The organism is Cupriavidus sp. 05T42, from assembly GCF_056396345.1.
Genome location: NZ_JBFTLH010000013.1, coordinates 1 through 18,794, shown reverse-complemented (window position 1 = coordinate 18,794; position 18,794 = coordinate 1). Strand labels below are relative to the sequence as shown.

The 18,794-nt window shown below is 67.7% G+C and carries 22 protein-coding genes; 5 read left to right on the top strand and 17 right to left on the bottom strand.

Features of this window, described 5'->3' with window-relative positions; translation table 11 throughout:
• Positions 1–135 precede the first annotated feature (135 nt).
• Positions 136–426, top strand: coding sequence for an acylphosphatase (locus AC1EJR_RS17935; protein ID WP_092299047.1), 291 nt, complete (start codon positions 136–138; stop codon positions 424–426).
• A 14-nt stretch (positions 427–440) separates the two neighbouring features.
• Here the strand turns inward: AC1EJR_RS17935 and AC1EJR_RS17930 are convergent, their stop codons facing one another.
• The 8 genes from AC1EJR_RS17930 to rpe form a co-directional block, all read right to left on the bottom strand.
• Complete coding sequence (locus AC1EJR_RS17930; protein WP_441593361.1) at positions 441–1,214, bottom strand: uracil-DNA glycosylase; 774 nt, start codon at positions 1,212–1,214, stop codon at positions 441–443.
• Between the two features lie 17 nt (positions 1,215–1,231).
• Positions 1,232–1,885 carry a CYTH domain-containing protein gene (locus tag AC1EJR_RS17925; RefSeq protein WP_092299043.1) on the bottom strand — a complete coding sequence of 218 codons (654 nt, stop codon included), beginning with the start codon at positions 1,883–1,885 and terminating at the stop codon, positions 1,232–1,234.
• Positions 1,886–1,900: 15 nt separating this feature from the next.
• Positions 1,901–2,704 carry an indole-3-glycerol phosphate synthase TrpC gene (gene trpC, locus AC1EJR_RS17920; protein WP_441593359.1) on the bottom strand — a complete coding sequence of 268 codons (804 nt, stop codon included), beginning with the start codon at positions 2,702–2,704 and terminating at the stop codon, positions 1,901–1,903.
• A gap of 6 nt (positions 2,705–2,710) precedes the next feature.
• Positions 2,711–3,739, bottom strand: coding sequence for an anthranilate phosphoribosyltransferase (gene trpD / locus AC1EJR_RS17915; protein ID WP_092299037.1), 1,029 nt, complete (start codon positions 3,737–3,739; stop codon positions 2,711–2,713).
• Between the two features lie 56 nt (positions 3,740–3,795).
• On the bottom strand, positions 3,796–4,365 hold the full coding sequence (locus AC1EJR_RS17910) for an aminodeoxychorismate/anthranilate synthase component II (RefSeq protein WP_441593356.1): 570 nt from the start codon (positions 4,363–4,365) through the stop codon (positions 3,796–3,798).
• Positions 4,366–4,388: 23 nt separating this feature from the next.
• The gene (gene trpE / locus AC1EJR_RS17905) at positions 4,389–5,906 is read right to left on the bottom strand and encodes an anthranilate synthase component I (protein ID WP_092299031.1); all 1,518 of its coding nucleotides are present in this window, start codon (positions 5,904–5,906) and stop codon (positions 4,389–4,391) included.
• A 448-nt stretch (positions 5,907–6,354) separates the two neighbouring features.
• Positions 6,355–7,101 carry a phosphoglycolate phosphatase gene (gene gph / locus AC1EJR_RS17900; protein ID WP_092299029.1) on the bottom strand — a complete coding sequence of 249 codons (747 nt, stop codon included), beginning with the start codon at positions 7,099–7,101 and terminating at the stop codon, positions 6,355–6,357.
• A 17-nt stretch (positions 7,102–7,118) separates the two neighbouring features.
• Positions 7,119–7,820, bottom strand: coding sequence for a ribulose-phosphate 3-epimerase (rpe, locus tag AC1EJR_RS17895; protein WP_092299461.1), 702 nt, complete (start codon positions 7,818–7,820; stop codon positions 7,119–7,121).
• Between the two features lie 260 nt (positions 7,821–8,080).
• Here rpe and apaG point away from each other — a divergent pair, with 260 nt between their 5' ends.
• Positions 8,081–8,455 (top strand): Co2+/Mg2+ efflux protein ApaG, encoded by a 375-nt coding sequence (gene apaG, locus AC1EJR_RS17890; protein WP_092299026.1) that lies wholly within the window; start codon positions 8,081–8,083, stop codon positions 8,453–8,455.
• A 13-nt stretch (positions 8,456–8,468) separates the two neighbouring features.
• On the opposite strand, the gene AC1EJR_RS17885 is transcribed toward apaG, so the two are convergent.
• Entirely contained in the window at positions 8,469–8,666 is a 198-nt protein-coding gene (locus tag AC1EJR_RS17885) for a hypothetical protein (RefSeq protein ID WP_092299023.1), read from the bottom strand.
• 179 nt (positions 8,667–8,845) lie between these two features.
• On the opposite strand from AC1EJR_RS17885, the gene mltA reads away from it, so the two are divergent.
• On the top strand, positions 8,846–9,940 hold the full coding sequence (gene mltA / locus AC1EJR_RS17880) for a murein transglycosylase A (RefSeq protein WP_255370934.1): 1,095 nt from the start codon (positions 8,846–8,848) through the stop codon (positions 9,938–9,940).
• Between the two features lie 21 nt (positions 9,941–9,961).
• Here mltA and paaK read toward each other — a convergent pair whose 3' ends face one another.
• From paaK to paaG, 3 genes are read right to left on the bottom strand one after another with little or no spacing between them, the layout of a single operon-like run.
• Positions 9,962–11,266: a phenylacetate--CoA ligase PaaK gene (gene paaK / locus AC1EJR_RS17875; RefSeq protein ID WP_477147341.1), complete on the bottom strand. Its 1,305-nt coding sequence runs from the start codon at positions 11,264–11,266 to the stop codon at positions 9,962–9,964.
• Positions 11,263–11,697, bottom strand: a complete 435-nt coding sequence (paaI, locus tag AC1EJR_RS17870) for a hydroxyphenylacetyl-CoA thioesterase PaaI (RefSeq protein ID WP_441593351.1) — start codon at positions 11,695–11,697, stop codon at positions 11,263–11,265. Before paaI ends, paaK begins: the two co-directional genes overlap by 4 nt.
• Before the next feature lie 52 nt (positions 11,698–11,749).
• Positions 11,750–12,574, bottom strand: coding sequence for a 2-(1,2-epoxy-1,2-dihydrophenyl)acetyl-CoA isomerase PaaG (gene paaG / locus AC1EJR_RS17865; protein ID WP_477108283.1), 825 nt, complete (start codon positions 12,572–12,574; stop codon positions 11,750–11,752).
• 307 nt (positions 12,575–12,881) lie between these two features.
• Between paaG and AC1EJR_RS17860 the strand changes: the two genes are divergently transcribed.
• Positions 12,882–13,106, top strand: coding sequence for a hypothetical protein (locus AC1EJR_RS17860; RefSeq protein ID WP_255370941.1), 225 nt, complete (start codon positions 12,882–12,884; stop codon positions 13,104–13,106).
• A gap of 17 nt (positions 13,107–13,123) precedes the next feature.
• Here AC1EJR_RS17860 and AC1EJR_RS17855 read toward each other — a convergent pair whose 3' ends face one another.
• From AC1EJR_RS17855 to AC1EJR_RS17840, 4 genes are read right to left on the bottom strand one after another with little or no spacing between them, the layout of a single operon-like run.
• Positions 13,124–14,215, bottom strand: coding sequence for a lipase family protein (locus AC1EJR_RS17855; RefSeq protein ID WP_441593347.1), 1,092 nt, complete (start codon positions 14,213–14,215; stop codon positions 13,124–13,126).
• Positions 14,202–15,428 carry an LssY C-terminal domain-containing protein gene (locus AC1EJR_RS17850; protein ID WP_441593345.1) on the bottom strand — a complete coding sequence of 409 codons (1,227 nt, stop codon included), beginning with the start codon at positions 15,426–15,428 and terminating at the stop codon, positions 14,202–14,204. The genes AC1EJR_RS17855 and AC1EJR_RS17850 overlap by 14 nt, the downstream gene beginning before the upstream one ends.
• The gene (locus AC1EJR_RS17845; RefSeq protein WP_477147340.1) at positions 15,425–16,729 is read right to left on the bottom strand and encodes an LssY C-terminal domain-containing protein; all 1,305 of its coding nucleotides are present in this window, start codon (positions 16,727–16,729) and stop codon (positions 15,425–15,427) included. The genes AC1EJR_RS17850 and AC1EJR_RS17845 overlap by 4 nt, the downstream gene beginning before the upstream one ends.
• Positions 16,730–16,751: 22 nt before the next feature.
• The gene (locus AC1EJR_RS17840; protein WP_092299003.1) at positions 16,752–17,312 is read right to left on the bottom strand and encodes a lipid-binding SYLF domain-containing protein; all 561 of its coding nucleotides are present in this window, start codon (positions 17,310–17,312) and stop codon (positions 16,752–16,754) included.
• Positions 17,313–17,564: 252 nt separating this feature from the next.
• Here AC1EJR_RS17840 and AC1EJR_RS17835 point away from each other — a divergent pair, with 252 nt between their 5' ends.
• On the top strand, positions 17,565–18,341 hold the full coding sequence (locus AC1EJR_RS17835) for an enoyl-CoA hydratase (RefSeq protein WP_477147339.1): 777 nt from the start codon (positions 17,565–17,567) through the stop codon (positions 18,339–18,341).
• 165 nt (positions 18,342–18,506) lie between these two features.
• Here AC1EJR_RS17835 and AC1EJR_RS17830 read toward each other — a convergent pair.
• Positions 18,507–18,794 (bottom strand): hypothetical protein (locus AC1EJR_RS17830; RefSeq protein ID WP_477147338.1); only part of this gene is annotated, 288 nt, incomplete at its 5' end.

Sequence of the window (18,794 nt, the reverse complement as noted above, 5' to 3'; positions counted from 1 at the left end):
GGCCCCTCTCCCGCAAGCGGGCGAGGGGAGACCACAGGCAGCGGCTGAAGGGTAATGGTTTGCTCCCCTCTCCCTCCGGGAGAGGGGCTGGGGGAGAGGGCAGGCGCCCGCAGCACCTCAAACGGAGAATCACCGATGACAGCCATTCATGAAACCTGGCATCTCATCGCCCATGGCCGCGTGCAGGGCGTGGGCTATCGCGCGGCCTGCGCGGACCGCGCCGTGGCGCTGGGGCTGGTGGGATGGGTGCGCAACCGGACCGATGGCACGGTCGAGGTGATCGCGCAGGGGCCGCGCGACCCGCTTGAGGCGCTGCGGACGTGGATGGCGGCGGGCCCGCCGGCCGCGCAGGTGTCGAAGGTGGAGATGACCCCGGCGGACGACGAAGGGCCCTTCAGCGGGTTCCGCTGGCTGCCGACTGCTTAAATATTAGACAGCGCTTAGTCGGCCTTCAGCCAATCAATCGGCGCCCGGCCATGCCGTTCCAGCCAGTCATTGGCCTGCCGAAAATGCCCGCAACCCAGGAATCCGCGATGCGCGGACAGCGGCGACGGATGCGGCGCCTCCAGGACGCAATGCGTGTGCGCGGTCTGCCCATCGAGCAGTGCCCGCTTGGCCTGCGCATGGCTGCCCCATAGCAGGAACACGAGATTGGGCTGCGACGCCGCCAGCGCGTGGATCAGGCAATCGGTCACCGCTTCCCAGCCGCGCTTGGCGTGGCTGGCCGCCTGGCCTTGCTCCACGGTCAGCACGGTGTTCAGCAGCAGCACGCCCTGACGCGCCCAGCCCTCCAGATTGCCGGAGGCGCGCGTGGGCTCGGCGCCGTACTCGGCACCGATTTCCTTGAAGATATTGCGAAGGCTCGGCGGCACCTTGACGCCCTCGGGCACCGAGAACGCCAGCCCGTGCGCCTGCGGAATCTCCGCGCCACCGACCACGCCGGTGCCGTGATACGGGTCCTGCCCCAGGATCACGACCTTGACGGCATCGGGCGGGGTCAGGTGCAGCGCGTGGAAGACCGCGTGCGGAAACACCGGCTTGCCGGCGGCGCGCTCGCCATCGACAAAGCGCGCCAACTCGTCCCACGCGGCATGGCCGAGGCACGGCGCGAGCAGGGTGCGCCACGCGGCGGGCAGCGCATCGACCTGGGTTTGCAAAGGGGCGATGGCAGGAGGCTCGGCGGCCACGGGTGCAGCAAAGAAGTCGGCTTGCATGCGGGGAGGGGAGAGCGTCAGGAGAGTTCGCCGCCCGTCAGGCGATAGCCGCGCGCGGCCTTGCTCAGATCGGACGGGGTGAGCGGCGCCACATGGGACAGCCGCGCGGCGAACGCACGCAGCGCGGCTTCGGCAAGCTGGCTGTCGTCGGCCCCGCCGTTGTCATCGCCCGGCAGCCATTCGAGTTCGAGTTCCTGGATGGTCTCGACCTGGGCCTGCCCCGGCGCGGTGATCTTGCCAGTATCGAGCGCGGCTTCGATGCGCGCGCCGTCCTGCATGACGATCCATGTGCGGCGGACGAAATCGGTGCGGAATACCGGCGCCAGATGGTCGGCCAGCGGCGCCAGCACGGCGCGCGCCTCGTCGGGGAAGCGGGACAGCTCGATGGCCTCGCCGGCCACGTCGCACTCCCACTCGTTGCGCGAGGCCATCCCGCCCTGGCTGCTGCCGGCGGTCTTCAGCGTCTGGAGCCACTGGCTGCCCTTCTGGTCGCCCTTTTGGCGCAGTCGGAGCGCGGCACGCTGGCGGGCGAGGTCGCGCGCGGGCGTGTCCAGGTAGACGTTGAGCAACGTGGTTTCGCCGCGCGCCTCGCCGTTGGCATCGAGCCACGCGGCCACGGCCGCCAGCGCGGCGTCTGGCACGGCCAGCTTCAGTTCGATTTCACGCGGCATGGCAGCGATCCGTCGTTATGCGAACAGCCGTGCCAGTTCCACGCCCGGATCCGGCGCGCGCATGAACGCCTCGCCCACCAGGAACGCGTTGACGTTGGCGTCGCGCATCCGCTTCACATCGGCCGGGCCGAGGATGCCGGACTCCGTGACCACCAGCCGCTCCGGCGGCATCGACGGCAGCAGGTCCAGCGTGTTGTCCAGCGAGACCTCGAAGGTGCGCAGATTGCGGTTGTTCACGCCGACCAGCGGGGTCTTGAGGCGCAGCGCGTGGTCCAGTTCGTCGGCGCCGTGCACTTCCACAAGCACGTCCATGCCCAGTTCCAGCGCGCAGGCTTCCAGTTCGGCCATCAGGCCCGGGTCCAGCGCGGCCACGATCAGCAGGATGCAGTCGGCGCCCCAGGTACGGGCCTCGTAGACCTGATACAGGTCGACCATGAAGTCCTTGCGCAGCGCCGGCAGCGGGCAGGCCCCGCGCGCGCGCTTCAGGAAATCGGCATGGCCCTGGAAGAAGTTCACATCGGTCAGCACGGACAGGCAGGCCGCGCCGTGGCTGGCGTAGCTCTCGGCAATGGCCTCGGGCACGAAATGCTCGCGCAGCACGCCCTTGGACGGCGACGCCTTCTTGACCTCGGCAATCACGCCCGCGTGGCCCGTCGCGATCTTCTCGCGCAGGGACCGCTCGAAGCCGCGCGGCGCCAGGCCGGGCTCGGTGCGCAGGGCCTCGGCCTCGGCGCGCAGGCTGGGCAGGTCGCGCTTCTTGCGCGCGGCGGCCACTTCGTCGGCCTTCACGGCCAGGATTTTTTGCAGGATGTCGGACATGGCGGATTACTTGAATTGCTGCGTGGCACGCACGAACTGGTCGAGCTTCTCGCGGGCGGCGCCGCTGGCGATGGCCTTGCGGGCGCGTTCGATGCCGTCCTCGATCGAGCTGGCCACGTTGGCTGCGTAGAGCGCGGTGCCGGCGTTCAGCGTGACGATCTCGCGCGGCGTACCCGGCACATCGGTCAGCGCTTCGAGCAGCATCTCCTTCGATTCCACGGCATCGGCCACCTTCAGGCCCCGGTTGGAGATCATCGACAGGCCGAAGTCCTCCGGGTGAATCTCATACTCGCGCACCTCGCCATCCTTGAGTTCGCCGACCAGCGTGGCGGCACCGAGCGAGACCTCGTCCATGCCGTCCTTGCCGTACACGACGATGGCGTGCTTGGCGCCCAGGCGCTGCATCACGCGCACCTGAATGCCAACGAGGTCCGGGTGGAACACGCCCATCAGGATATTGGGGGCGTCGGCCGGGTTGGTCAGCGGGCCGAGGATGTTGAAGATGGTGCGCACGCCCATCTCCTTGCGGATCGGGGCGACGTTCTTCATGGCCGGATGGTGCGTCGGCGCGAACATGAAGCCGATGCCGGTCTGCTCGATGCACTGGCCGACCTGCTCCGGCGTGAGCATGATGTTCACGCCCAGCGCCTCCAGCACATCGGCGCTGCCCGACTTGGACGACACGCCCCGGTTGCCGTGCTTGGCGATCTTCGCGCCGGCGGCTGCCGCCACGAACATCGACGCCGTGGAGATGTTGAACGTATGCGACCCATCGCCGCCCGTTCCCACGATATCGACGAAATTGTCGCGGTCCGTCACCGGCACCTTGTTGGCGAACTCGCGCATCACCTGCGCCGCCGCCGAGATCTCGCCGATGGTTTCCTTCTTGACGCGCAGCCCGGTCAGGATGGCGGCCGCCATCACGGGCGAGATCTGCGCCTGCATGATCTGCCGCATCAGGTGCAGCATCTCGTCATGGAAGATCTCGCGGTGTTCGATGCAGCGCGTCAGCGCTTCCTGCGGCGTGATGGACATGGCGGATTCTTGAATAGGGTCGGGGGCGGGGGCGAACGTTGCGGGATCGAGCCGCCTCATCGCGGCACCTTCAGGAAGTTGGCCAGCAGCGCATGGCCGTGTTCGGACAGGATCGATTCCGGGTGGAACTGCACGCCTTCCACGGCCAGCGTCTTGTGGCGCACGCCCATGATCTCGCCGTCCGGCGTCCACGCGGTCACTTCCAGGCAATCGGGCAGGGTCTCCCGCTCGATCGCCAGCGAATGATAGCGCGTGATGTCGAAGTGCCGGGGCAGGCCGGCGAACACGCCTTCCTGGGTGGTTTCGATGGTGCTGACCTTGCCATGCATCACCTGCTTGGCGCGAATCACTTTTCCGCCAAATGCCTCGCCGATGGCCTGGTGGCCGAGGCACACGCCCAGCAGCGGGATCTTGCCCGCGAAGTGTTGCAGCACGGCCACCGAGATGCCGGCTTCCTTCGGGCTGCACGGGCCGGGCGACACGCAGATGCGCTCCGGGTTGAGCGCCTCGATCTCCTCGAGGGTGATCTCGTCGTTGCGGTAGGTCCGCACATCGGCGCCGAGTTCGCCGAAGTACTGCACCAGGTTGTAGGTAAACGAATCGTAGTTGTCGATCATCAGCAGCATGGTCGTTTCTCCAGTTCCTGGGGTCAGAGGTCGGCGTCCAGGCCGTCCTGGACTTGCTCGGCGGCGCGGATCACGGCGCGCGCCTTCGCCTCGGTTTCCCTCCATTCGGCCTCGGGGTCCGAGTCCGCGACAATGCCGGCGGCAGCCTGCACATAGAGATTGCCGTCCTTGATGATGCCGGTGCGGATGGCGATGGCGAGGTCCATTTCGCCGCCGAACGACAGGTAGCCCACCGCGCCGCCATAGATGCCGCGCTTGCGGGGCTCCAGTTCGTCGATGATTTCCATCGCCCGCACCTTGGGCGCGCCGGACAGCGTGCCGGCCGGGAAGGTGGCACGCAAAACGTCCAGATTGCTCATGCCCTCGCGCAGCGTGCCTTCCACCGAGCTGACGATGTGCTGCACGTGCGAGTACTTCTCGATGACCATCTTGTCGGTCACCTTGACCGTGCCGGTTTCGGCAATGCGCCCGATGTCGTTGCGCGCCAGGTCGATCAGCATCACGTGCTCGGCAATCTCCTTCGGATCGTTGAGCAGTTCGGTGGCGAGCTGGGCGTCACGCTCGGGCGTGCTGCCGCGCGGGCGCGTGCCGGCCAGCGGGCGGATCGTCACGATGTGCTTGCTGTCGGCATCGCCGTTGGTGCCCATCTTGCGGGTTTCCTGGCGCACCAGGATCTCCGGCGAGGCGCCCACCACCTGGAAGTCGCCGAAATTGTAGAAATACATATAGGGCGACGGGTTCAGCGAGCGCAGCGCGCGGTACAGCGACAGCGGCGAGTCGCGGTACGGCTTGACCAGCCGCTGGCCGATCTGCACCTGCATCATGTCGCCGGCCATGATGTATTCCTTGGCCTTGTGCACGGCGGCGATGTAGTCCGCCTTGGCGAATTCGCGGTAGACCTCGGACTGCACGGACGGGCTGGTCACCGGCACGTCCACCGGCTGGCGCAGCTTCATGCGCAGTTCGCGCAGGCGCTGGCGGGCGCGCGGGTAGGCTTCGGGGGTGGTCGGGTCGGCGTAGACAATCAGGTACAGCTTGCCGGACAGGTTGTCGATGACCGCCAGTTCCTCGCACAGCAGCAGCTGGATGTCGGGCAGGTCGAGATCGTCCGGCTTCTGCCTGTCGGCGAGCTTTTTCTCGATATAGCGCACCGCGTCGTAGCCGAAGTAGCCGGCCAGGCCGCCGCAGAAGCGCGGCAGGCCGGGGCGCATGGCCACCTTGAAGCGGCTCTCGAACGTGGCGATGAAGTCGAGCGGATTGCCCTCATGGGTCTCGACGACCTTGCCGTCGGTGACCACCTCGGCGCGCTGGCCGTAGGCGCGCAGCAGCGTACGGGCATGCAGGCCGATAAACGAATAGCGGCCGAAGCGCTCACCGCCCACCACCGATTCCAGCAGGAAGGTGTTCACGCCGCGCGTTTGCGACTGAGCCAGCTTCAGATAGAGCGAGAGCGGCGTCTCCAGGTCGGCCAGCGCCTCGGCGATGATCGGAATACGGTTGTAGCCCTGGTCGGCCAGCGATTTGAATTCCAGTTCGGTCATGTCGATCCTCTTCTTGCGGCACCCGCGTATCGGATGTGGGGCGCGGCACCGCTTGTGTCGGCAGGGGAGGGCTGGCAACGCTGGCAACCCGCCCCGGGGGCGGACCGTGGTGCGAAGGGCTTGCACGAAGGCGCACAAGCGCGCACACGGCCGGGCGTGGCGTGCGGCGCGTTCTTGAGCTAACCGTAGCACATGCGGCTACGGCGCTGGCGGAGGGATCTGGGGATCGGCGCGGAGGCCGGCCTGGTGTGGCGGGGCCGGGTCCGGCGGAACCGGAACTCGTCGGGGGCGGCTGGCCGCGTGAAGCAGCTTGGTCCGGCCCGGCAAGTCCGTCAGGTGACTCGCGAACGCACTTTACGCCTGTTCAGAGGCGCGCCAGCGACGCCAGGGCCAGGCCTGCCGATCACTGCCAGAAAAGATGCGTTTGCGGTTGAGAAACATGGAGTTTTCAGCGTGGTACCCGCTGTGCGCGCTGTGCGGTAACAAGCGCTGCGGCGCGGGCAATGTCGGGGACTATACCATCGGCGTCAACGCCTTGTACAGGGTTCCCATGGTTGTAGCCATATGGCACCAACAGCACACCCATGCCGGCCGCGCGGGCCGCCTGCGCATCGTTTTCGGAGTCGCCGATGGCCAGCACGGCGGCCGGATCGAGGCGGAATGCCTCGGCCACCCTGAGCAGCGGGAACGGATCGGGCTTGCGCAGCGCGAAGGCGTCGCCGCCGTAGACCAGTTCGAAAAACGGCGCCAGGCCGGTCTTGGCCAGCAGCGGTTCGGTGAAATTCCAGGGCTTGTTGGTCACGCAGGCCAGCCGCAACCCGGCCGCCTTCAGCGCCGCCAGCCCCTCGCGCACATTGGGGTAGAGCGCCGAGAACTGGCCGTTGATGCGCACGTACTCGCGGTCATAGAGCGCGTAGGCCTCGGCGAACAGCCCGTTGGCGTGCAGCGGCGAGAAGCGCGCGTCCAGCACCCGGCGGATCAGGTTTTCCGAGCCCTTGCCGACGAAGCTGACGATCTCCTGGGTGGACATCGGCGCCACCGGCCCCAGGTGCGGATGCAGGTGCGCCAACGCCAGCAGCATCGCGTTGACGGAGGCGTGGAAGTCGCCCGCCGTATCGACCATGGTGCCGTCCAGATCGACGATCACCGCCTCGATGCCGCTCCAGTCCGTGCGGCGCAGGATTTCAAGACCCATCTGTCCGGCCCGCCCGCTCAACGGCCAGCCGTGGCCAGCGCGTCGCGCAGCTGGCCGAGGACGCCGCGGTAGCCGCCATCGGCGTCCGGCTTGCTGAACACGGCGGAGCCGGCCACGAAGGTGTCCGCGCCGGCCGCGGCGATCTCGGCGATGTTGTCCACCTTCACGCCGCCGTCCACTTCCAGCAGGATCTGCCGGCCGGTGCGGGCCGTGTAGGCGTCGATGCGGGCGCGCACGGCGCGCAGCTTGTTCAGTGTCTCGGGAATGAACGACTGGCCGCCGAAGCCCGGGTTGACGGACATCAGCAGGATCACGTCCAGGCGGTCCATCACATGGTCCAGGTGGTGCAGCGGCGTGGCCGGGTTGAATACCAGGCCGGCCTGGCAGCCGTGGTCGCGGATGAGGGCCAGCGAACGGTCGATGTGATCGCTCGCCTCCGGGTGGAAGGTGATGATATTGGCGCCCGCCTTGGCGAAGTCCGGGATGATGCGGTCTACCGGGCGCACCATCAGGTGCACGTCGATCGGGGCGGTCACGTGCGGGCGGATGGCCTCGCAGACCAGCGGGCCCACGGTCAGGTTCGGCACGTAGTGGTTGTCCATCACGTCGAAATGGATCCAGTCGGCGCCGGCTTCGGTGACGCGGCGCACTTCCTCGCCCAGGCGGGCGAAGTCGGCGGACAGGATGGACGGGGCGATGCGGTAGGTGGGCGTGCTCATGGTGTGGGGCGGTGCGGGCGGGGCGGGTGGCCCGGCCGGCATCCGGATCGTCGGCATGGGAATGGCGCGTATTTTACGCCGGACCGGGCCCCTGGCGCCGGCGTCGCCCAGAATCCCGCCCAACCACGCCCAAAATCCGCCCGCTTGCCCCTGCCGGGGCCTTGCCGCACAATGCGGACACCCGACCGTGGCGCCTGGCGCCGCAGGCCGCCCCGATCCTCCATCCGATCCGTCGATCCCGGTCGACGCATGAGCCAGCAATGAGCGAGTACGCTTTTTCCGTGGCGGTACGCACCCAGTACCTGCCCGACCAGTCGGACCCCGATCGCGGACGTTTTGCGTTCGCGTACACCATCACCATCCACAACACCGGCGAAGTGGCCGCGCAGCTGATTTCGCGCCACTGGACCATCACGGACAGCGACAACGCCGCGCAGGAAGTGGCCGGCCTCGGCGTGGTGGGCCATCAGCCGCTGCTCAAGCCGGGCGAGCACTTCGAATACACGAGCTGGGCGACGATTTCCACCCCGGTGGGGTCGATGAAGGGCCTGTACTTCTGCGTGGCCGAGGATGGCCATCGCTTCGAGGTGCCGATTCCCGAGTTCGCGCTGGTGCTGCCGCGCATGCTCCACTAAGACTGGCGGGAACTCAGGCGGCGGGCGGCGGGTCTGCGTCCTTCGGTGCCTCGGCGGTCCGGGATGGATGATCCTTGGGCGCGCGGCTCGGGCGCGGATGCTTGCGCGCCGTGCCCATGGTCCAGACCACGATGAAGATCAGCAGCAACAGCGCCACGCCGGCTTCGGCCGCGAGCAGCAGGGTGGGATGGTCTTCGAAGAACTGGCTCATCGGGATCAGGATCGGGATCGAGGCGTGGATCGGTCAGACAGGTACGAGATTGTAGGACATGCGTGCCGCCGTGCAGCGCGCGCACGGTGCTAACAACGAAGACGATGGCATATCAGGAATCCTTTGGGGCGGTATCTCCGTGCAACCGGCCGGCAACGGGCGGGAAATCGGTGACATCCATGGCTGGATGGCGCACGTGGCTGGCGCTGGCCGGGGCAGCCGTGCTGCTGGCCGGCTGCATGAGCGGCCCGCCGCCGCGCGTGGAAGGCCCGGGCGGCACGCCCGGCACCCCGACGCCGCCGCCCTCCGCCAACGCCGGCCGGCTGCAGCCGGCGAGCTGGGCCGAGATCGGCGGCTGGAGCCAGGACGACGTGCGCGCCGCCTGGCCCGCGCTGCAGGCCAGCTGCCAGGCCCTGAAGAAGCGCGCTGACTGGAACCGCGTCTGCGCGGTCGGCCTGATGGTGGATGCCGGCGACCTCGCCGCCATGCGCGAGTACTTCGAGACCCATTTCCAGCCGTTCCGCGTGATCAATGGCGACGGCACCGATAGCGGCCTGATCACCGGCTATTACGAGCCGATCCTGCACGGATCGCGCACGCGCCAGGGCACCTTCCAGATTCCGCTGTACCGCCGTCCGCCGCAACTGGGCAAGGGCGCGCTGCCGGCCCGGGCCGAGCTGCTGCGCAACCCGGCGCTGCGCGGCAACGAGGTGGTGTGGGTGGACGACGCCGTGGAAGCCGCCTTCCTCCAGATTCAGGGTTCGGGCCGTATCCGGCTGCCCGATGGCTCGGTGATGCGCGTCGGCTTCGGTGGCACCAACGACCAGCCGTTCCGGTCCTTCGGCAAATGGCTGCTCGACCGGGGCGAGATCACGTCCGCGCAGGCCACGATGCAGGGCATCAAGGCGTGGGCGCGCGCCAATCCGGCCCGCGTGGAGGAGATGCTCAACGTCAATCCGCGCTACGTCTTCTTCCGCGAACTCCCCGCGAACAACGACGGTCCGGTCGGCGCGCTGGGCGTGCCGCTGACGGCCGAGCGGTCGATTGCCGTCGATCCGGCCACGATTCCGCTGGGCGTGCCGGTGTTCCTCTCGACCACCCGGCCGCTCTCGACCGAACCGATCCAGCGCCTGATGTTCGCGCAGGACACCGGCTCGGCCATCAAGGGCGGCGTGCGGGCCGACTTCTTCTGGGGTGCCGGCGACGCCGCCGGCGAGACGGCCGGCCGCATGAAGCAGGGCGGCCGGATGTGGGTGCTGATGCCGCGCAGCTAAGCGGCAGCCTTCCACTTCGGGCTAGCGCGGCCGTTGATCCACGATGCGCCGCGCCTTGCCCACCGACCGCTCCACGCCGCCTTCGGGCAGGATCTCGATGGCGGCGGTGACGCCGATATACGCCTTGATATCGTGGACCAGCCCCGACCGGGCGTGCTGCGCCCCCTCGGGCTCGGCGCCGTGGGCGCATTCCACGCGCACCGTCAGCGTATCCATCGGCCCTTCCTTGCCCAGCACGCACTGGTAGTGCGGCGCCAGTTCGGCGTGCTTCAGGATCAATTCCTCGATCTGCKACGKGAACACGTTCACGCCACGCACGATCATCATGTCGTCGGTGCGGCCGGTGATCTTCTCCATCCGGCGGAACGCGGCGCGCGCCGTGCCCGGCAGCAGCCGCGTGAGGTCGCGCGTGCGGTAGCGGACCACCGGCATCGCCTCCTTGGTCAGCGAGGTGAAGACCAGTTCGCCGAACTCGCCATCGGGTAGCACTTCGCCGGTGTCCGGGTCGATGATCTCGGGGTAGAAGTGGTCCTCCCAGATCGTCGGGCCGTCCTTGGTCTCGGCGCATTCGTTGGCCACGCCGGGGCCCATCACCTCGGACAATCCGTAGATATCGACCGCCGAGATGCCCATGCGGCGCTCGATGGCCAGGCGCATCTCGGGCGTCCACGGCTCGGCGCCGAAGATGCCGATGCGCAGCGAGGTGCTGGCCGGGTCGATGCCCTGCCGCTCGAATTCATCGGCAATCGCCAGCATGTAGCTGGGCGTGACCATGATGATTTCGGGCTTGAAGTCCTGGATCAGTTGCACCTGGCGCTCGGTCTGGCCGCCGCCGAACGGGATTGCCGTCAGTCCGGCCTTTTCCACCCCGTAGTGCGCGCCCAGCCCGCCCGTGAACAGGCCGTAGCCGTAGCTGACGTGGACCTTGTCGCCGCGCCGCGCGCCCGAGGCGCGGATCGAGCGCGCCATGACCGTGGCCCAGGTATCGATATCGCGCAGTGTGTAGCCGACCACCGTGGGCTTGCCCGTAGTGCCGGAGGACGCGTGGATGCGCGCGATCTGGTCCTGCGGCACGGCGAACATGCCGAACGGGTAGTGGTCGCGCAGGTCCTGCTTGGTGGTGAACGGAAAGCGCGCCAGGTCCGCCAGCGACTGGATCTGGTCCGGATGGACCCCGGCGGCGTCGAACTTGCGCCGATAGACCGGCGAATGGTCGTAGGCATGGCGCACGGACCATTTCAGGCGATCGAGCTGCAGGGCCTGGAGGTCTTGCCGGCTGGCGGTCTCGATGGGCTCCAGCGGCAGGTCGGTGAGGCGCGCGCTCATGTCGGCTCCACCACGTGGCCCTTGATCTGGGCGGACTTGCCCCGGAACATCGCCACCGGCTCGCCGGCCTGGTTGGACACGCGGATGTCGTAGACGCCGTGGCGGCCGGACAGCACCTGCTCCTGGGCCTCGGCCGTCAGCACGTCGCCGCCGTGCACCGGGCGCAGGAACTCGATCGAACAGCCGGCGGCCACGGTGTTGATGTTGTGGCTGTTGCAGGCGAACGCGAAGCTGGAATCGGCGAGCGTGAACATCAGCCCGCCATGGCAGATGCCGTGGCCGTTGAGAAATTCGGGCCGCACCGGCATCGAGAGCCGGGCGTACCCGGGGCGCACGGCTTCCACGACGATGCCGAGCCAGCGGCTGCACGCATCGGCCTCATACATGGCGGCGGCGGCCGCTTCGGCGAGGGCCTGGGGGTCTTGGGGCAAGCGGGTCTCCTCGGGCTGTCTATATATATAGGGGGCGATGTTGGGCAGCGGGCTATCGGCCGGTGAAGTGCGGGGCGCGTTTCGCCAGGAAGGCGTTCACGCCTTCCGTGTAGTCGTGCGACTGGCCGAGGTCGCGCTGGAGGTCGCGTTCGAGGTCGAGCTGGGTGTCGAGCGTGTTCGTGGCGCTGGCGTACATCGCCCGCTTGATCGCCGCCAGCGCGCGGGTGGGCTGGGCGGCGAGGTGGGTGGACAGCGCCATCGCCTGTTCGGCCAGCAGGGGGTCGTCCATGACTTCCCAGACCAGGCCCCATTTCTCGGCTTCGTCAGCGCTGAGTCGGTCGCCGGTCATCGCCAGCCCCATCGCGCGGCCCATGCCGAGCCGCTTGGGCAGCAGCCAGGTGCCCCCGGAGTCCGGCACCAGGCCGATCTTCACGAAGGCCTGGATGAAGCAGGCCGAGCGGGCCGCCAGCACCATGTCGCAGGCCAGCGCGAGGTTGGCGCCAGCGCCGGCTGCCGTGCCATTGACGGCCGCCACCACGGGCAGCGGGAGCGCCTGGAGGCGGCGGATGAGCGGGTTGAACCAGGTGTCGATCAGTTCGCCGAGGTCGGTGCTGTGGCCGGGCGTGAAATCGAGATCGGCAAGATCCTGGCCGGCGCAGAAACCGCGTCCGGCACCGGTCAGCAGCAGGGCGCGGGCGCCGCCGGCTTCCACGTGGTCGAGCGCGGCGACCAGCGCCTCGTGCATCTGGTGCGTGAAGCTGTTGAGCTTGTCGGGGCGGTTCAGCGTGACCACGGCCACGTCGCCCTGCCAGCGCAGCAGGATCGGGCCGGCGTCGAGCGTCGCCCGGGCCGTGGCCGACGATGAGGATGGGGGCATGGTTGTCTCCTGCGCCATATTGTTCTCCGGGTCGGTGAGTGGATCTGACGCCACGATGCGCGCCCGGCCATTGTAGACAGCCATCGCGCGCAATTAAATAAACCGACCAGTCGGTCGGCAAATAATAGTAGGCCTGCGGATTGGGCGCAAGATGGGGTTACGCGCAGCCGCCTCGATCAGGCCGACTGCCATCCCCTCGCAGATTTGACAATTCTTGCCCTTCGACTACGGTTAGCGCGTGAGCTAGCGCTTTCATCACCTCTGCGAGGCCCGTATGCGCAAATGGAATCCATGGCTGGCCGTCCTGATGGCGGCGCTGGTATTACCCGTGGTGCCCGCCACGGCCTCGGCCACCGAGCAGGCCCAGCAACGCCGCGAAGGGCGCGACGTGCGCCAGGACACCCGTCAGGGATCGCGGGAGACGAAGCAGGATTGCCGCGCCAACGACCAGAAGAGCAATCCGCAGTGCCGGCAGGACAAGCGCCAGACCAAGCAGCAGGGCCGGGAGACCGCGCGCGACATCAAGTATTAATAGGCGGATCTCTGGATCTAGCGCGCCGGTTTCGCCAGTTCCTCGTCGATATAGCGCAGCAGCGCCTCTGACAGCGCCTCGCGCGGGTAGGCGTTCTGCGTGACGAACAGCGCGGCGACGGTGGTGCGCGTGCGGGCGATTGGCACGGCGAGTGCCCAATGGTCCGCATTGACGTAGGCCAGCAGCGTGCTGCCCGGAATCACCTGATCGTAGAACAGCATCTGGCTGTCATTGCGGGGATCGATCTGCGCCAGCTTCTCATGGCTCGACGTCAGGATCGACGAAATACGCCCCGGCTGGGGAAACGTCACCAGTGAGTAGTAGCGCGGCCCCGCCGGCAACGGATGTGCCGCCAGCCAGGCCTTGCGGACGGCCGGCCGCAGGCTCATCACGCCGCCGCCATCGCCGGGCTGGCAGGTGGAGCCGGGGAAGTGCTGGAGCAGGTCCGCCTGATATTGCTCGGCATCGTTGGCGAGCGGCGAGCCGCCCACCGCGCCCGCCGCGCTGACCACCGCCGCCACGCGGCCGAGGATCTCCGGGTAGTTGACCAGGGCCTCGAGGATGTCCGGCGCGCCCTTCGAATAGCCGATCAGTACGAGTCGCGGCCCAGCGGGGTCGAGCGGCGTGGCCATGACCGCGTCGCGGATCTGGCGCGCGTTGTAGGCCGAACTGGACAGCGCATCGACCGACAGCATCGCCCCGTCATAGCCGAACTCGCGCAGGTGCTTGCCCACGGCATCGGGCGGATTCAGCCACGGCGCGAAGCAATTGAAGCCGATGCCGGGCACGACCATCGCCACCAGTGGCCGGCGCGCAGGGCCGAGGTCGGCCGGCTTGCCGGTGCCGGACGGCTCCGTGCCGACGCGCGTCAGGGCTTCCTCGCAGGGGCGATAGTCGGGCACGGTCTGCTGGCGGGTCTGCAGGATCGCGCAGAAGATCTCGCGGAAGCGCGCCCGCCCATCGCCCACGCCGGCGGCGGCGGCGGGCAGCAGGACCAGCGGCGGGGTCTCGGTGGAGTAGGGCACCAGCGGCTTCGAGGCGCAGCCCGCCAGGGCCAACGCCAACGCCAGTACCAACGCCAGTACCAACGCCAGGCTACTCGCTCGCATGGGACTCCCCTTCGACGATCGGCTCCCAGTCCAGGATGTCGATGTCCGACAGGCTCAGCGGGCGGAGCACGAAGAACATCACCGCCCGCCGCCCGTCGGTGTGGTAGTGGGCGCCGCTGAAGGTGGCCCGCTCCTGCGCCAGCGGCACCGGCGTGGGGCCCCGGACGAAGGCCAGCTTCTCCAGGCCCTCCGAATACATGCAGTCCTGGACCATCAGGTTGCGCGCCTCATCGACATCCCCATGCATCAGCTGCGCGACATCGGCCGCCGCGAAGCGCCCCCCCACCGGGCGGCCAACCTGCAGCAGGTACACCGGCCGCCCCTGATAGCTGATGGGCGCCAGCCAGACGCGGATCCACGTGGCCGGCGCCCCCGCCTGCGCCTGCTTGCGCAGCACCGCGTCCGGAATCCGGCCGAACACGCGCTGGGCGTTGTCGAAGTCCTGCTGGTTGCGCCGATAGTTGCGGCGGATCATGGCCGCGCTGAAATCCGCCACGGCGCCGACGACGATGCCGTTCAGCGGCTCGCCCACGCCCTGCCCGGCGGCGTCCGTCGCACAGCAGGGCAGGCGCTCCAGCGCGGCGCGCAGGCTGCCGAGGTCGGGATAGTCCGTCACGGCGGCGGGCGGATAGGCGAACAGCTTGCGCGAGAAGTCCGGGTGGCTGGCATCGTCCGGCACGCTCAGGAACAGCGTGAAGGCGATCAGGGTTTGATCGCCGAGCAGATCGACATTCAGCAGCTTGGTGCCGCGCGACGGATTGGTGAACACCACGCCGGAGCGGGTGGCGCCGGCCGGGATCGGATTGCGGAAGCCCTGCCGGTTGAACCACTCGTCCAGCCGCGCGTTGGACTTGCGGTCGAACCAGCTATGCACGGACCACGCCACTTCGAGCGGCGAGAAGTAGTCCGGATCGGTGCCGGTGCGGAGCAGGATCATCGACCGCTCGGAGGCGTTCTCCACCTCGATCCATACCGGCTGGACCCCCGTGCCCCGGATGTCGATGCCGAACATCCGGTCGGTGTCGGCCTGGCTCAGCACGGCGGCGCGGAGCGTGATGCCCTGCTTGGACGTGGTCTCCGCGCGGGCGCGCAGCGCGGTCACCGCGTCTGTGGTTGGCGGCTGCCAGGTGGAGCAGCCGGCCAGCAGCCAGGCGAGGAACGTCATCGGGAAGAGCGCGGGCAGCCAGCGCAGGGAGAATCGCCGCAGGGTCATCGGCCGATCCCCGGGGTGGCCCGGCGCTGGGCGTCGTGGTCCTGCCAGCGGAAGAACTGGATGCTGTCCAGCGACACGGGCCGGCGGTCGAACACCATCACCAGGCGGTCCCCATCGGTGTAGTACGGGTCCGTGGTCAGGTTCTGGCGCGGCTGCTCGGGCGGGGCGGCGCCGACGCCCKAGGCGTAACCGATCATCACCAGGCTTTGCGAATACGCCATGTCCTCGGCCAGCGCGGTGCGGGCTTCATCGACATCCGGGTCGATCTTGTGCGTGGTCAGCGTGGGCGAGTGGATGGTCAGGCGGCTGCCGATGTCGCGGCTGATCTGGCCGACCCAGACCGGCTTGCCGCGATAGCGCAGGGGGCTGAGCCAGAGCCGCAGGTGGTTGCGCTGGTGGATGGTGTCGCGCGCCTTCTGCAGCGCGAGGTCCTGCGGGCGGCCGAACAGGTAGAGATCGCTGACGGGCGCGTTGAGGTAGCGCTCGCCTGAGAGTGCCGATGAGACAACTCGCATGATGGCGCCCGACCATTTGGTCTCCGTCGGCCGCCAGCCGCGGCGCACGAGGGCCGGGAAGGCATCGTCCAGCCCGCCAACGATCACCAGGTTGAGCGGATCGGCGGGCTTGCTGCCGCCCTCGTTGGTGGCACAGCAGGGCAGGGCCTCGAGCGCCGCGCGGAAGGCGTCGTCATCGTCGTAGTCCCGAATCTGGTCGGGCGGATAGACCTCGCGGCGGAAGACGGCGCTGGTCTGGTAATCGCCGCGAAAGCCCGGCACGACGGTGAAGATCGAGAAGGCGTGGGCGTGGTCCTTGGCGACGAGGTCGAGCTGGATCAGCTTGACGCCTTCCTCKAGGTGGGTCAGGACCATGCCCGAACGGGTTTGGCCGGGGAGTACCGGGTTGCGGAAGGCGAGGCGGCCAAATCGCTCGGCGGCCTCGCGCCGCGCTTCGCGGGAGGCGTCGGCGGCAAAGACATCGGCGGCTTCGGAGCTGGGGAAGAAGCTGGGGTCCAGTCCTACGTACATGAGCCAGATCGGGCGATCTGTCTCATTGCCGATCTCGACCCAGACCGGCTGCATGCCCCGCTTCGCCAGCGGCACCCCGTAGAGCGCTTCGCTCTCCGTCGCGGACAGGACCGAGACCGACACGTTGACGCCGCCATCCGAACGTGACCGCATGCGGTCCCGGTAGCCGGCGCCGGACTCGGGCGCCGGGCCGGCGCAACCGGTCACGAGCACGGCCATGCCGATGGTCGCCGCCACCCAGGCGGCCAGTCCGGCCCGCGAATGCCCGGGCGACATGGCGGCGCACGCGCAGGGCGACTCAGTTCAGGTCTTCATCCTTGTAATACTTGGTGCCCTTGGCCGTCAGTTCGACGGCCAGCCCGCTGTCCGTGATCTGGTAGACCCAGATCCCCGGCGCGACGGCCACCGCGCCCTGGAAGGCGCTGCCGCTGTCACCGGTTTTCGCGGCGGCGGTGGCTTGCCCCCCAATCGTCCAGCCAGAGTTGATGAATTCGTTCAGCGCCTTGTCGTTCTCGAACACCCAGACCATCTGGAATTTCTTCACGCCGATGCCCAACCCGGCCTGCAACTCGACCATCTTCATATAGACCATGGACTTGGTCTTGTTGTTGACGGCGATGCCTTCCCCCTTGCCGCTCCCCGCCAGCAGGATCTTCATGCCGAAGTTACTGAACGCGGCGTAGCCGGCGGCGGACTCGACCTGCTTGCGCGCCGCCGGCTGCGCCTTGTAAAGCGCATTCAGGGCATTTTGCGCAGCCTTGCGTACTTCAGCCTGCTCTTCCGCCTTGCTCGCGCCAAAGGCGAGGCCTGGGAAGGCGATCAGGGGGATTAAGGAGAATGTGGCCGTGCGACGATTCATGATGGCTCCCTTCTCCGCATCGACGGGGTCGAATGCGGATGCTGGCAAAGCATCTGGGATGCCGCTCGGCGCAATAGGAGGTGCGGCGCTTTTTGTAAGTGTTACCGCAAAATCGTGGGTTCAGATTAGGCGACGGTATGGCGCCGCGCAAGCGTCGCGCCGGTCTTCCCGCTTGACCGCCACGCCGCCCGCGCGCCAGTATCGTGGGCTGGCAGCAGACCTAATCCCATTGATAGAGAGAGAGGAGCAGACATGTCGTACGAGAACATCCTGGTGGAAACGCGCGGGCGCGTTGGCCTGGTGACGCTGAACCGCCCCAAGGCGTTGAACGCGCTGAACGACGCGCTGATGGACGAACTCGGTGCCGCGCTGACCGCATTCGACCAGGACGAGGCGATCGGCTGCATCGTCATTACTGGCAGCGAGCGCGCCTTCGCGGCGGGTGCCGATATCGGGATGATGGCGAAGTATTCGTTTATCGACGTCTACAAGGGCGATTACATCACCCGGAATTGGGAAACCATCCGGCGCATTCGCAAGCCCGTGATTGCCGCGGTGGCCGGTTACGCGCTGGGTGGCGGCTGCGAGCTGGCGATGATGTGCGACATCACCCTCGCGGCGGATAGCGCGAAGTTCGGCCAGCCCGAGGTCAAGCTCGGCACCATGCCCGGCGCCGGCGGCACCCAGCGCCTGCCGCGCGCGGTCTCCAAGGCCAAGGCGATGGATTTGTGCCTGACGGCCCGCATGATGGACGCGGCGGAGGCGGAACGTGCCGGGCTGGTATCGCGCGTGGTGCCCGCCGACAAGTTGCTCGAGGAAGCCTTCGCCGCGGCGGACGCCATCGCGAGCTATTCGCTGCCCGTGGTCATGATGATCAAGKAATCCGTGAACGCCGCCTATGAGACGACACTGAATGAAGGCGTCCACTTCGAGCGCCGGCTGTTCCATGCCACCTTCGCCACGGCAGACCAGAAGGAAGGCATGGCCGCGTTTGTGGAGAAACGCGCACCTGATTTCAAGCATCGTTGAGTACTGACTAGGGAATACCCGAGGCCAGTTGAGGGGTATTATCCCGCGGCAAAAATATTCTGCGGAGTGGAATTTCCTTATCGATCAAGGGTTTGTCTGGATAATGCGCGCTTGTCACGCACGGTGGCATGACAAGCGTGTTGCAAAGCCTTGGAAACGGGCCTACTATTCGTCCCCTCGCAACACAAACCGCGCTGCAAACGCAGCAGCGACAAGGGTTGCGGGGTTGATGGGTGGTCGGGCTGAGGAGTTTTCCAGCGCTGACCGCAGCGAAAAAAACTTCGCTGACCTGTTGACGAARCGCAGGTTGTTCTTCATAATCTCGTTTCTCTGCTGCGACGCAAACGRCGCAGCGCAGACAAGCAGTACCGCCCCCGGCAAAGCCGGTGTGGCCAGTTCTTTAACAACCAAACAACCGATAAGTGTGGGCGCTTGATGGCGAACGCCGCGGCG